We start from the raw sequence: 14,053 nt of genomic DNA, 5'->3' as shown, positions 1-14,053 counted from the left end.
CTCAACTCAACGTCTTCTTCCAGCGTTGGCCGCGCTGGGCGCTTTGAAAATGCAACGCTTGCAATTGCTCGCGCAACTGCCCGTGTTCCGCGTTGATTGCCGTTTCAACGCGGAACACGCAGCGGTTCGCCATGGTTTGGATCATGGCGGCAACCAGAAAGGTTTCCGGCATGGTCAGTTGCCCGGGGGTCGTGATCGGCGACAAGTCCAGGATGGCCTCGGAACAGCTCATCACTTGGGCCTCGGGATCGCTCAACCACAGCCGGACGTTGGCAAGGTTCTGGCCGGTGCGGTGGTTGATCAGTCGGTGGTGCTCGATGTCCAGGTGAGACATCGCCGAAGCGTAGCGGCCCTGCTGAGGGATCACCGCGTCGCGTTCGGTGCGGGTAGTGCGACGAAACTGCATCATCTCGCGACTGACCGGCGGCCGGTACGGCGTGGTGGTCACCACCATTCGGTCGTAACTCCCGGCCGGCGAGAATCCGTGACGCGTCAGCAGCGACGACGCCCGGACGTCGACGTCGGGGACACCGATCCCGTGGCCGATGGGTGCCAGACCGACGTAACCGCAACTTTGGTCCCGCAACGGGCCGACCACCATCGTTTCACACCCCATCTGCCGGGCCCGCTCCTGGGCGGCCGACAACAATTCGTCGCAACAGGCCAAACCGGCGTGCGTAAAACAGATTGCCGACAGCACTGCCGGGGCGGGGACGTCCGTCGAGGCAAGATCGTCGCGGAGACAACTCAGGTGGCACCACCCCTCGACCTGGCCCTCCACCGAAGCCACCAAGAGCTCGTTTTTGGAAAAAAACGTCCGCGACAAAACGGCACGCTCGATGATCGTGGAGCTGATCGGGGGAGGCGATCCGGCGGCCGTCCAATGTTCGCTCCATACCCGCGTCAAATCGGGAAGATCGGAATTGCAGAAGTCTCGAATTTCGCTCATCGATTTTGATCGGGCAATCATTATCTTGAGGGGACAAAGCCAGGGTCGGTGGCGGTCGTCGGTGCCGACGGTTCACCGTTCGCATCCGAACAACGTTCGTATCCGGATGCGGTACCGACGGACGAATGTGCGGGGTGCGGCCGGCCGCGACCAGCCATCCTGGGCCGCGTGTGGCTGCCGATCGGCAATTCAGGCGGATGTGTGGCAGCAGTTTGACGCCGCTCGATGATTTCACCGACAGCCGATGTCGACTCGTGAACCTCCCTGCCGCGACGGTCCGGCGGATCGGAACGTTGACGGAACCGGTTCACACAAGACCGCACGTGCATCACGTTGGGCGACTCAGCATAGCGTTTGGCGGGCCTGTTCGTCAGCCGCGGTCAGGTGCGGCCCGCAGGCCCACAGAAGCGGATTCAATCGACACTTTGTTTTCTCCGATTCAGAATTGATGGTCTCCCAGGTCAACCCTTCATCTTCGCCGGCGGAACCCTCCGAAGTGGGGCGGAGTCGTTTGCCCAGCGACCGCCGAGTGCAGCAGGGGGGGTGGCTATTCTTGCTGTCCTTGCTGATCTTTTTTTTCACCAGCATCCTGCTCTACGCGCTGTACGCCTATTCGCGGCGGGACGACCCGCAGAACTCGGTTCCGCTGCCGGCCGCCTTTTTGGTCAGCACGGGTTGCTTGCTGGGAATCAGCGGCCTGGTTCACTCGGCAACCCGCACGGTCCGACGCGACCGTTTTGCGTTGACCGGTTGGCTGCTGGCCATCAGCACGGTGGCGGCGATCGCATTTACCGTCGTGCAGTGCTTGTCGATGACGGAGCTGCTGTTGGGTCCCGCGTTGTTCTCCGGAACCGGCCGCGGGGTTGCCGGGATGATCGTGGTCTTGGCGATCCTGCACGCATTGCACGTGCTCGGTGGGATCGTGGCGTTGGGAATCGTTGCGACGCGTTCCAGCCTGGGGCTGTACGACCACGAACGGCATTGGCCGGTCGATTTTGCCGCCCACTACTGGCACTTCCTGGATTTGGTTTGGATCAGCATGCTGGCCGCGTTTTGGCTGACCACGGGGGGCTTCGCCTGGTAACGGCGGGCGGGAGTCGAGGCGGGCGATGTCCAGTTCCTCGTTCCCAGGCTCCCGCCTGGGAACGCACTGCCTGCCGGCTCCGCCGGCGTACTCCGGCTGCACACCATCTCGGCTGCACACCATCTCGCGCCGGGACACAAGCCTGCCTGGTGCGACGGGCCAGCCCCAGATATCTGTTTACGCCGACACGTCTTCTGGCCTAGACTCCGCTCGGTTTCCCAAGGAGGGGCACCGGTGCCGGCGGATTTCCCACGCCCGGACGTTGCGTGACGTCTGGCCCCGCCCCGAAAGCGCACCAGATCTTAAGCGCACGAGCCAAAGGACGGGCCGAATGTACCGCTGGTTACTCTGCTTTCGTTACCTCAAAACACGCTACATCGCGCTCGCGTCGATCATCAGCGTGACGTTGGGCGTCGCCACGTTGATCGTGGTCAACAGCGTGATGAGCGGATTTGCCGCTGAGATGCACGAGCGGCTGCACGGGCTGGCGTCGGACATCATGATCGAGTGCCACGCCACCGGCGGGATGCCGGATCCGGAAGCGCACCTCCGCGAGATCGAACGCATCTGTGGCGCCGACATCGTCGGCGCCAGCGTCAGCGTCAACGTCCCGGGAATGCTGGGCATTGAATACAACGGGCAACAGCTTGGTCGTCACGTCAGCCTGATCGGACTGGATCCCAAGACCTACGACCGCGTCAGCGATTTCGGCAAGTACCTGCTGCACCCGGAAAACCAAAAGAACGCCAGCTTCCAACTGCGTGACGACGGCTACGCGCCCGGCCGCCAAGAACTGGAGCAATCCGGATGGGAACATCGCCGTCGCCGCGTGGCCCATGACCGGGCGATGGCGAAAGAGCGTGAGATGATGGAAGAACTTCGCCGCAAGGCCAGCGGTCAATCCGCCAAGCCGGCCGCCGAAGCCATCGCTGATCAGTCGAACGATGCCGCCGCGGCACCTTCGATGGGCGGCGTGTTCTCCGAAGAATTGCTGGAAGGATCCGAAGGCGAATTGCCCGCCGAAGTGGACCCGATGACCGAACAGTTCCCGGGCATCATCCTGGGCATCTCCACCTGCAGCGTCCGCAGCCGCAACGCCGATGGCGAGGTCGTTGATTTCTACTACGCCCAACCCGGCGACGACGTGCGGATGATCTTCCCCAACGCTTCCACCGACACCAAGGTGATCAACCAAAAGTTCACGGTCGTGGATCTGTACGAATCCGGCATGAGCGAATACGACAGCACGTTTGCATTTGTCCGCTTGGACCAGTTGCAGGAATTCCGCGGCATGGTCGATCCGGCCACCGGCGTCCGCAGCGTGACGACGATCCAATTGAAACTGGCCGAGGGAGCCGACCTGAACGCGGTTCGTGACGCGCTCCGCCGCCGGTTCCCGCCCGACATGTACGCCTACAACATTCAGACCTGGCGCGACCTGCAAGGACCGCTGCTGTCGGCCGTCCGGCTGGAAACGACGATCTTGAACATCTTGCTGTTCCTGATCATTGCCGTCGCCGGTTTCGGCATCCTGGCGACATTCTTCATGATCGTCGTCGAAAAGACCCGTGACATCGGAACGTTGAAGGCCCTCGGGGCTTCGGGTCGCGGGGTGATGAGCATCTTCCTGTCCTATGGCTTGCTGTTGGGATTTGTCGGCAGTGGTGCCGGGCTGATCGGCGGACTGCTATTCGTTGACAACATCAATTCGATTGCCGGGCTGGTCGAATCCGCAACGGGCCAGGAAGTATTCGATCCGACCGTCTACTACTTCACCGAAATCCCGACGATCGTTCATCCGTTCACACTGGTCTGGGTCATGTTGGGCGCGGTCGGCATCGCGGTCCTGGCAAGCGTTCTTCCCGCCATGCGTGCCGCACGCATGCATCCCGTCCAAGCCTTGCGATTTGAGTAGGTCCAAATGAATCGTCCGATTGTCCTGGCCGCCCGCGGGCTGAAGAAGAGCTACCACAAAGACCGGATCGACGTGCCCGTGCTGCGTGGCGTCGACGTCAAAGTCCAACAGGGACTGGTCACGGCATTGGTCGGCCGCAGCGGAAGCGGCAAGAGTACGCTGATGCACTTGCTGGCCACACTGGACCGACCTGACGAAGGCGAGGTACGGTTCCAAGGCCGACGCATCGACAACGCATCGCGTGCCACTCGCGACCGTTATCGCAATCGCGATCTGGGAATCATCTTCCAGTTCTATCACCTGCTGCCCGAGTTGACGGCGATCGAAAACGTCCTCGCCCCGGCGATGATCGGACAAAGCGTGTGGAGCTACTTCGCGTCGCGTCGAGAAAATCGGTGTCGCGCCGAAGCGATGCTCGATCGCGTCGGCTTGCTGCACCGGAGCAGTCACCGCCCCTGTGAAATGAGCGGCGGCGAAATGCAACGCGTCGCCATCGCCCGCGCGCTGATGACCGATCCGAAACTGTTGCTGGCCGACGAACCGACCGGCAACCTGGATACCGAAACCGGTCAAGAAATCCTTCGCCTGCTGAACGAACTGAACGAGAACGATGGGTTGACCATCTTGATGATCACCCACGACGACGAGATTGCCGCGTCGGCCGATGTCTGCTGGCGGATGCAAGACGGACTGATCCAATCGCAAGACGCCGAAGAGCGTCGACGTCCGGTGCGCGCCCGCCGAAGCTCCCCCGAAACCGATCCGGCTTCCCCCATCGGCACCAACGCGGCCTGAACAAACCGATTCGGCACGCGAGCACCGACGTGATGCCCGCGCCGTCGCAGTTGGCGGAGCCACCTCCGCAGTGCGTTCCCAGGCCGGAGCCTGGGAACGAGAGAATCGCCGAACCCGCTGACCGCCCGCCGCACAAACCGAACCCCAATCGCCGCCTGTGCCGGTTGTTCCGGTCGCGTCCGTTGCTCCATTTGCGTTGCTCAATCGGGCTCCTTGGGTTGGTACCGTTGCGCGTTTCCGTGTCCGCGAATCCGATCAGCCTGCGCCACTTCCACTCGCAGATCGGATCTCCCGTCGCCGATCTCTGATCGTGGACGAACGAACCACGAGGAAGCGTTCGCCAACCTCCACGCAAGGAAGCGTTCGATGCACCACCCATCTCGTCTCAACGTCGCCTCGAAGGTTGCTGCCGCCGCAACGCTGTCGCTGATTGCCGGACAACTGCCCTCGGTGCTCGGCCAAACCGTGCACCGGGCCGATCAGAGCACCACCGTCTCCACGACCCACCGGGCACCGCGAAGCACGGCCGGATCCGGATCCACCCGCGGCATGGCGCAAAACCCGTTTGTTGAGCAGCTGGAACGCAAAATCTCCGCGAGCTCCGATCCTTCGTCGCGGTCAAGCGGCCCCCAGGTCAATCCGTTCACCGTCACCGGTCCGACACGTGTGAACCAATTTGCCGTTCCCAACGTTCCGTCGCCAGAGCCGGTGGAAACCACGCCGATCAAAAAGCAACCGCCGATCACTCCGCCCGCAGACAAGCCGGCGATCAAACCCGGCGCGGTCCAGTCCAATCCGCTCGCCGATTCCACCTCGGCAAGACAAGGGACGTCCGTCCAGCTGCCTCCCTCGGCGGCCGAACAGTACAACCTGTTGGCCCTCGGTGAGATTGGGCAGCACCTGGATCAAACGTGCCCAGCCTCCCAGCGTTCCGGGTCCGGCGCCGTTGGATCGGCGGTCCGGTCGATCGACAGCCCCCAGCCGGGCACGGCAACCGCGCGAGTCGCGGAGCATGCGGCACCGGGCAGCGCGGTTTCTGCCATCACCTTGCCGCCCGCCTCCGCGGCTCCCATGGTGCGTCGTGGCACCAGCGCTATCGAATTGTTGCCCGAATTGCCGCCTCCCAGCGACACGGCGTCCGAGTCGGAGGACGCGAATCTGCCCAGCCCCTTCAAGCCGGACCCGTTGGGCCGAAAAGCAATGGAGGTGGAGGAATTGCTGGCCCTGCAGGCGGCACAACAAGCCGTCGAATCGCCGGCCAAGTCCGTCTCTCCGTCCACCGGACAACCCTCGTTTGCGGAACGCTTTGTGGGTTGGGCGAAACAACTCGGCGGCAGCACGTCGGACCCCGCGCAGCCGCCCCAGCACTTTCAACCGCCGGCGGCGGTTGGACCGACAACGAACGCATCGCAAGACGGCAACCAACCACGTACCGCACGCCGGGTGGAACAAACGAGTCGATCGGGAGGCATGCTGGATCGGTGGTTCAGCGATTACCACTGACCTGGTGCGCCGGCACGCACAGCGTGCCCTATTTTTAGGCCGGCAGCGTCCCACGTTCCATTAGGCCCGGAGGGCCAGCAGCGCCCGACTTTTCTTTAGGCACGGAGGGCCGCCAGCGCCCTGCCGGCGGCCTTGGCCGCCGGTAACCCGACACTCCCAGCGCCAGCCCCGAAGGGGCGACAGCGTTTTACCGGTGTGACAAAGCCGAAGCGGCGGACCGGCCGGCTTCCAAACGCTCGGCGACGCGACGTGCGGCCCGCAGCCCACTGTTCATCGCCCCCTGAATGCTGGGCGTTTCGCAATGGTCACCGCAGATCGAAAGATGCTCCGGAATCTGATTCGCCGAACCATCCGTGAGCAGTTCGCGCGGATCCACCGATCGCATCACCGGATCCAAGGCAACCTTCGGTACCCCGTAGGGCACACGATAGGTTTGCACCAATTCCCAGCGCCCCACGGTCTCGCCAAACCAACCTTGCAATTGATTTCGCGCTTTGGCCGCCAACGTTTCGGTGGCTTCCTCCCGAACCGAGTCGGAGACGCTGACGGATATCAGCGAGCGACCGCGCGACGCGTACTCCGGCGCCACATCACTCAACACCACCGCGGTTTGAACCGTCCCCGTTTCATCCCCGCGCAACATCAAACGTCGACTGCGTTGCCGGTCGTCAGCAAACGGCGAGGCTTCGGCGGTGAAATACAAGGTGGTGGTGGCATTCCATTCGGTTTGCAGCGACGCTTGCCCCAACAATCGAGCTGCCGAATCACTTTCGGTGGCGATCACCAATTCGGGCGCACGCAGCACGGATCCGTCCGTCAGGTGCACTTCGCTGGCGTCGGCCGTCGATTCAATGTTGGCGACGGTGCGGTTCAGTCGCAGAGTCCCGCGCGGCAGACCGTCAGCCAATTGCCGCGGGATCGCCGCCATCCCATCGGCCGGCACAGCGATTTCGCCGCTTGAAAACATACGGAACACGAATTCGAACATGCGGCTGGAAGTCTGCAACGATTCATCCAAAAAGACGCCGCCCAAGAACGGTCGAAAGAACTGGTCGACCATCGCTTGGCTGAAACCGAGCTTCCGCAGACGCAGTTCCGTGCTTTCTTCTCCGCGATGATAAAGATCGTCCAGTGACCCTCGGTTGGCTTGCCAGCGAGCTTTGGCCACCCGCCACTTGTCGCCCAGCGAACCGACGGGGCTGGTGGCAGTCGCCCACGCCCGTGAGGGTTGCCGCCAGGGATCGGCCAATTCGACGAACCGCCCCTGGTGTCGCAGCAAAGCGCCAGGCTGAAAGGGCCGCAGACGCAGCGCGGAATAATCCAACAACTCTCGGCAAGCCGGATAGGCGGTCAGCAGAACCTGGAATCCGTGGTCCAGCGTTAGCCCATCGACGACATCGCTTCGTACGCGACCGCCGACACGATCCGTCGCCTCCAGCAGAACCACGCGGCGGCCGAGTTCACAAAGCCGTTTGGCGCACGAGAGTCCGGCCAATCCGGCGCCGATGATCACGACCTCGCAATCCGGATTGGCATCCTGGCCGGCGGACGGATGGTCGGTTTGGCTCGGCGATTTCATGGATTCATTCGGTTGAGGGAGAATCGACTGCTATCGCAAATGTGTCGTTCCGGCGGAGTGCCCGCAAGGGTCAGTTGCGACGATCAACCGGCTTTGTAATCATCACGGTGGTGGTGTCCAACCAGCCAGCGTGAACCGCTCCCAGGAGATTCCGCGTGTTCCCAATACGCGACAACATTCCCAGCCGCACCACGCCGCTGGTCAGCTACGCGATCATCGCCGCCTGCAGTTTGGTTTTTCTGCTGCAACTTGGGCAAGGCAACGGCGGGCTGGAACTGATCCAGCAATACGGAATGGTGCCGCTGCGAATCTCGCACCCGGATCAAACCCCCACGCTGGAAACGCCGGTGTTGCGACAATCGGGCGGTCGTCCCGTGGTGGTCATGGAACGTCGCCCCATGTTGCCCGCCAAGGTGACACCCCTGCTGACCATGGTCACATGCATCTTCCTTCACGGCGGCTGGATGCACATTTTGGGGAACATGTGGTTCCTGTACATCTTTGGCGATAACGTGGAAGACCGGCTCGGTCACCTGGGCTTTGCCTTGCTGTATCTGGTCACCGGCGTCCTGGCGTCGGCAGCGCATTTCCTGGCCTCCCCGGAAAGTTCGGTGCCGACCATCGGGGCCAGCGGGGCGATCGCCGGTGTGATGGGCGCGTACGCATGGTTGTACCCGCACGCCAAGGTTCAAGCGGTGCTGCCAATTTTCATCATCCTGCAGGTGTTCATCGTTCCCGCGCCGGTCTTTCTGGGGATCTGGTTCATCTTCCAAACGGTCAGCGGTTTGGCCGATGCGGGCGGCGGCGCTGGCGTGGCCTGGTGGGCTCACATCGGTGGCTTCGTCGCGGGAATCGTGATTGCGGTGATCGTCGGCCGCTCTCCTCTGGGCCATGCCGCCGTTCACGAACGGCGATTTTGAAACGCGGTTGCGTGTCGTCCACCCGCTGGATGCCCCAGCCCGTGGCCGCACCGCGCGGCCTGGAAGCGAGTACAATCTGGCGGTCCGGCCCGCACGACACTGGCGGGGCCCTCTTCACGGCATCGGCGACCCTCGGCATCGCAATTCGGTCGCCGGCGGAGTCGGCCCCCGCCGTGGCGAAGTTTGCCGGCCCGGTTTCCCTTCCTCCCTTCCATTTTGAAGTCCAATGGTTCGATTCAATCTTGCCGCCCTGCTGTTTGCCCTCCTGGTTCCCTGCGTGATTTCCCAGGACGTGATCGCTCAAGACAACGACACCGCCGAGAAGGCGGCTCCGCTGACCGAATCCGTCTCTCTGTTCAACGGAAAAGACTTGACCGGGTGGACCGGACGCGAGGATCTGTGGTCGGTCGAAGACGGTCAAATCGTGGGACGAACCACCGCCGAAGCCCCGATTCGGAAAAACACGTTTCTGATCTACACCGACAGCGAACCCTCCGACTTTGAATTGACATTGCAGTTCAAAATCGAAAACACGAACTCCGGCATCCAGTACCGCAGCAAGGTGATCGACGAGAAAGAGTTCGTCGTCGGCGGGTACCAGGCGGACATCGATTTCTCCAACCGCTTCGCCGGCATTCTCTACGAGGAAAAAGGTCGCGGCATCCTGGCCGAACGAGGGCAATCAGTGACCATCGACGGAAACGGCGACAAGATGGTCAAGAAGTTTGCCGACGGCAAGGAACTCGGCAACGGGATTCACCCCGGCAAGTGGAACGACTATCGGATCGTTGCCGACGGCAACCACCTGCAACACTTTATCAACGGGGCATTGGTCTCCGAAGTCTTTGATCACCAATCCGACAAATCGTCTTCATCTGGAGTGCTGGCATTCCAGTTGCACGTGGGTGATCCGATGGTGGTCCGATTCAAAAACATCGTGCTGCACCCGGTCGACTGATCCCCCGGCGACGATCGATCAGCCCTTGTTCGCTTCAGCCCTTGTTCGCTTCAGCCGGCCGTCCTTTCCGTCACGCTAACATGACGCCGGGAGAAGACTTTATGGCAAAATCGATTTGGGCGAATGAAGAAACCGACGTGCTGCTGGACGCGGCCCGCGCGGGCGACCGCGATGCCGTCAATCGGCTGCTGGATAAGCACCGTGGCCCGGTCCGACGGTTGATCGAGCTGCGACTGGATCGCAAGGTCCAGCGGCGGGTCGACGTCAGTGACGTCGTGCAGGACGTGATGGTGGAAGCCAGTGGGCGTTTGGACAAGTACTTGTCCGATCCCTCGATGGCGTTTCACCTGTGGCTGCGACAGATTGCCTGGGACCGCATCATTGACACCTACCGGCGTCACCGTGTCAGCGCAAAGCGCAACATGGATCGGGAGCAGCCGATCGCCGCGGGGAAAGGGCCGGACCAGTCGACGATGGAGCTTGCCCAACAACTCTGCGATCCGGCGCTCACACCCGCTGCGGCGGCAACGCAACGCGAGATCGCCCGGAAGGTCGAGTCGGCGGTCGAGCGGATGGACGACCAGGACCGCGAGGTCATCCTGATGCGACACTACGAACATCTTTCGAATCTGGAAATCGCGGAGGTCTTGGGACTGAACCCGCCCGCAGCCAGCATGCGATACCTGCGAGCCGTTCGGCGGCTGCGTGAGATGCTGCAACAGGAAGAGGGCGGCCTGACGTCCGGTGACGGAATGGTGTCGTGAATCGGCTGTCCGAATCGGACGAACAGCGTCTGGCCGATTTGCTTGCCGAGATGACCGACGGGATCTGCCGGGGGGAACCGATCGATTTCGATTCGGTTTGCCAGGCCCACCCGGATTTGGCCGACGAATTGCGCGCTCTTTGGGGGGCCGTGCTGGTCACCGACACCGCCGGCGCGGTCCGCGAGGAGCGCCCCTCGACATCTTCCCACGGCGGCTCCCGCTGGGAAACCTTGAAACTGCCGACGGTCATCGGCGACTACGAATTGTTAGAAGAGGTTGGCCGGGGCGGCATGGGCGTGGTCTTTCGGGCACACCAGATCAGCTTGGGTCGCGAGGTCGCGGTCAAAATGATTCTCCGCGGTCGACTGGCCAGCGAAGCCGACCTGCAAAGATTCCTGGCCGAAGCCGCCGCAACGGCGCGACTGGAACATCCGGGCATCGTTCCGGTGTACGAAGTTGGCGACATCGAAGGTCGCCCCTTTTTCAGCATGCAGTACATCGAAGGCGAGACGCTTGCCGATCGGGCCTCGCGGGGCCCACTGCCACAACGCGAAGCCGCCCAAATCATCGCCCAGGTGGCGCGAGCCGTCGACTTCGCGCACCATTCTGGTCTGCTGCATCGCGACCTCAAACCCAGCAACATTCTGTTGACATCCGACGGTCAGGCGCTGGTCACGGATTTCGGATTGGCCAAACAGGCCGGCGGGGACGTGGACCTGACTCGCAGCGGCATGCTGGTCGGCACGCCGGCGTACATGTCACCGGAACAGGCCGGCGGCCGCCGTGACCTGCTCGGTCCGGCAACCGACATCTACAGCCTTGGTTCGATGCTGTACTTCACGCTCACCGGACGTCCCCCGTTTGTTGCCGAATCGCCCGTCGAGTTGGTGATGCTGGTGATCGAACAAGATCCCAGCCCGCCGCGCGCCCTGCGGCCCAGCTTGGATCGTGATCTGGAAATGATCGTCATCCGGTGCCTGCAAAAACCGATCGACCTCCGCTACGGTTCCGCCGGCGATCTGGCCAAAGACCTGGAGGCGTTTTTGTCCGACGAAGTGGTCGCGGCTCGGAGCGGCCGGTTTGCCCAGGTCATCGCCAGGATTTTTCGAGAGACGCATCACGCCGGGATCCTGGAGAACTGGGGAAAGCTGTGGATGTGGCATTCCCTGGTGCTGCTGGTCGCGTGCGTCCTGACCTGGGCCCTGGAGTTCGCCGGGTACCGCAACCGATTCATCTACATGGGTCTGTGGACGCTGGGGTTGGGGGCGTGGGCGGCCGTGTTTTGGAAGATCCGACAACGGATGGGACCGGTCACCTTCATCGAACGACAAATCGCCCACGTCTGGGGCGCCAGCATGGTCGCGGTCGGAATGCTGTTTCCGCTGGAATGGCTGCTGGGCCTGCCACCGCTGCGGTTGTCTCCCTTGCTGGGCGTGATCAGCGCGATGGTGTTCGTGGTCAAAGCCGGCATGTTGACCGGCGCGTTTTATTTCCAAGCCATCGCGCTGTTTGCCGTTTCCATCCCGATGGCGATCGCCCCTCGCTGGGGACATTTGATCTTCGGCGTCGTCGCGGCCGCCTGCTTTTTCATCCCCGGCTACCAGTACGAACGCCGCAAGCGATTGTGGAAGGCCTCGCGCGGCAAAGGCGAATCCTCGCCCGACAGTTACTGATGCGGCGAAGGTCCTTTGAGCTAGCCAGGCTCGCCAGAAGGGCAAAGATGCAGCATTGCCACGATTTGGCAACGATCGATGGATCGACTTTTCAGCCGCGCTGTTCTTCCCGCTTTCCGGCGGACGCGCTACCATCCACGCGACACTGTCTAGCCGACCAGCCGTCTAGTCGACCAGCCGTCCAGGGAGCATGATGACGATCGACGACGATGAGACCTACACCGCCTACCACGAGGCCGGACACGCAGTCATCGGATACGCCCTGGGCGGACACATCGAATCGGTGGGCATGTACGCCGAAGCCGACGAGTGGCTGCCGGAGCGGTTTGGGGACTGTCATGTGAACTGGGGCCCAATGGATCCACACGTCGATTGGCAACGGCAACGTGAGATCTTGACGATCCTGGCCGGACCGGTAGCCGAAATGATCTACCGCAGTGAAAAACTGCATCCGGCCGGTTTTCCGCCATGGCAACACGATTGGCATTGGGCCTGGCAAAGGAGTGCGACGTGGGCCCCCCAACCAGGTCCTCGTCGCGTTTTGCTGGAGTCGTTGATTGTTTGGCTGCACGCTCATCTCAGCCGCGATGACTGCTGGGCCGCCGTCGCGGCCGTTGCCGATGAGTTGCTCGCTCACGAATACCTGGACTCCGATCAACTTGCCGACACGCTGGCATTCTGGATTCGAGATCGCGTCTGAAGGCGAGCGGACGTGCGATTCCGCGACGAATCGTTTGGCAGTCAGACCTCAAATCGCTTATAAATCGGTTCGAGGAAACACTCTGGCCGCCGCTGCGACACGCACCCGGTCGGCCGACCGACTTCTCCCTCCGCGGGCTGTCCGGGGACATCGCGCATGGCGCCGAATCATCGCCCAACCAAACATTCCCGTGCCGCTGTCGGTCCATTCCGTGCGGCGTTCACGCTGGTGGAATTGCTGGTCGTGATTTCCATCATCGGCATTCTGATCGCGCTGCTGCTGCCCGCGGTCCAGGCCGCGCGCGAAGCGGCTCGGATGATCCAGTGCAAGAACCGGCTGAAGCAGATCGCCCTGGCCTGCCACAACTACGAATCCACCTTCAAGTCGCTTCCCGGATACGGAGGCGAGAGCCCGCCGTTCCTGGTTCGCCAACGTCTCGGCAACCAACCGAGTTCGGTCGGCGGCGGCACCTGGATTTCCCAAACGCTGTCGTACCTGGAACAGGCAGCACTGGGGTCGTCGATTCAGCCGCTGGCCGGGTCCACGACGGTGACTCCGACCCCGCGGATTGAAAAACTGGTACGGGCAACCGTCCAAACGCTGCATTGCCCTTCGCGACGCGACGCAAAGCCCTACCCGTTGCTGCAACCATTTCGATCCCGCTACGGCGCCAGCGGTGCCCGCACCGACTATGCCATGAACGGTGGTTCCGCGGAGATCGATACCACCGTCTCGCCCAACGCGAATGAAGCTCCCGCAATCCGGTTGACCGGCGACGGGGTGTGGGTGTTGGGAAAACGGATCAAGTTCAATCGCATTTTCGACGGACTGAGCAACACCTATTTGTTGGGCGAGAAAGCGATGGACCTCAACAAACTGGAAACCGGAAACGGATTCGGCGACCTGTCGCCGATCAGCGGGTACCACGGGACCAGCATCTCATCTCACTCCTACGTGCGTTATGCCGCCCGATCACCACAAATCGACTCGCGGGACAACTGTTTGGAGTGCCACGATTTCGGTTCCATTCATCCGGCCGGTTGGAATGCCGCATTCGCCGACGGACGTGTCACCACCATCGACTACCACATGAAATTGAGCATCCACCGCGCCAACGCATCCGTCGGTGGCCGCGAGGTGGTTCCTTACCACCACTGACGGCGCCATGGGCTGGGTCGATTGGGTCTTCGAGATCGGGACTCGAATCTTGGTG

Annotated in this window: 12 protein-coding genes; 10 read left to right on the top strand and 2 right to left on the bottom strand. The window is 62.3% G+C overall.

The window, feature by feature from the left end; translation table 11 throughout:
• Window position 1: 1 nt before the first annotated feature.
• On the bottom strand, window positions 2-949 hold the full coding sequence (locus FYK55_RS21025) for a GNAT family N-acetyltransferase (protein WP_150078497.1): 948 nt from the start codon (window positions 947-949) through the stop codon (window positions 2-4).
• Window positions 950-1,397: 448 nt separating this feature from the next.
• Between FYK55_RS21025 and FYK55_RS21020 the strand changes: the two genes are divergently transcribed.
• The 4 genes from FYK55_RS21020 (at window position 1,398) to FYK55_RS21005 (ending at window position 6,246) form a co-directional block, all read left to right on the top strand.
• A complete protein-coding gene (locus FYK55_RS21020) occupies window positions 1,398-2,033 on the top strand; it encodes a cytochrome C oxidase subunit III (protein ID WP_235908867.1) in 636 nt (211 codons plus the stop codon).
• A 331-nt stretch (window positions 2,034-2,364) separates the two neighbouring features.
• On the top strand, window positions 2,365-3,948 hold the full coding sequence (locus FYK55_RS21015) for an ABC transporter permease (RefSeq protein WP_150078495.1): 1,584 nt from the start codon (window positions 2,365-2,367) through the stop codon (window positions 3,946-3,948).
• Between the two features lie 6 nt (window positions 3,949-3,954).
• The gene (locus tag FYK55_RS21010; protein WP_150078493.1) at window positions 3,955-4,743 is read left to right on the top strand and encodes an ABC transporter ATP-binding protein; all 789 of its coding nucleotides are present in this window, start codon (window positions 3,955-3,957) and stop codon (window positions 4,741-4,743) included.
• A 366-nt stretch (window positions 4,744-5,109) separates the two neighbouring features.
• A complete protein-coding gene (locus FYK55_RS21005; RefSeq protein WP_150078491.1) occupies window positions 5,110-6,246 on the top strand; it encodes a hypothetical protein in 1,137 nt (378 codons plus the stop codon).
• A 187-nt stretch (window positions 6,247-6,433) separates the two neighbouring features.
• Here the strand turns inward: FYK55_RS21005 and FYK55_RS21000 are convergent, their stop codons facing one another.
• A complete protein-coding gene (locus FYK55_RS21000) occupies window positions 6,434-7,825 on the bottom strand; it encodes an NAD(P)/FAD-dependent oxidoreductase (RefSeq protein ID WP_150078489.1) in 1,392 nt (463 codons plus the stop codon).
• A gap of 155 nt (window positions 7,826-7,980) precedes the next feature.
• Here FYK55_RS21000 and FYK55_RS20995 point away from each other — a divergent pair, with 155 nt between their 5' ends.
• From FYK55_RS20995 to FYK55_RS20970, 6 genes are all read left to right on the top strand, one after another.
• Window positions 7,981-8,745, top strand: coding sequence for a rhomboid family intramembrane serine protease (locus FYK55_RS20995; protein ID WP_150078487.1), 765 nt, complete (start codon window positions 7,981-7,983; stop codon window positions 8,743-8,745).
• A 226-nt stretch (window positions 8,746-8,971) separates the two neighbouring features.
• Window positions 8,972-9,703, top strand: a complete 732-nt coding sequence (locus FYK55_RS20990; protein ID WP_150078485.1) for a 3-keto-disaccharide hydrolase — start codon at window positions 8,972-8,974, stop codon at window positions 9,701-9,703.
• Window positions 9,704-9,804: 101 nt separating this feature from the next.
• The gene (locus FYK55_RS20985; protein WP_150078483.1) at window positions 9,805-10,467 is read left to right on the top strand and encodes a sigma-70 family RNA polymerase sigma factor; all 663 of its coding nucleotides are present in this window, start codon (window positions 9,805-9,807) and stop codon (window positions 10,465-10,467) included.
• A 50-nt stretch (window positions 10,468-10,517) separates the two neighbouring features.
• Window positions 10,518-12,140, top strand: coding sequence for a serine/threonine-protein kinase (locus FYK55_RS20980; RefSeq protein WP_150078618.1), 1,623 nt, complete (start codon window positions 10,518-10,520; stop codon window positions 12,138-12,140).
• 190 nt (window positions 12,141-12,330) lie between these two features.
• A complete protein-coding gene (locus FYK55_RS20975; protein ID WP_150078481.1) occupies window positions 12,331-12,840 on the top strand; it encodes a cell division protein FtsH in 510 nt (169 codons plus the stop codon).
• 156 nt (window positions 12,841-12,996) lie between these two features.
• Window positions 12,997-13,998, top strand: a complete 1,002-nt coding sequence (locus FYK55_RS20970) for a DUF1559 domain-containing protein (protein ID WP_150078479.1) — start codon at window positions 12,997-12,999, stop codon at window positions 13,996-13,998.
• The last annotated feature ends 55 nt before the right edge of the window (window positions 13,999-14,053 follow it).

Source organism: Roseiconus nitratireducens (genome assembly GCF_008629675.1).
Lineage (GTDB): Bacteria > Planctomycetota > Planctomycetia > Pirellulales > Pirellulaceae > Stieleria > Stieleria nitratireducens.
Note: the sequence above shows the minus strand (reverse complement) of the source record. Positions and strands in the feature narration are given on the sequence as shown.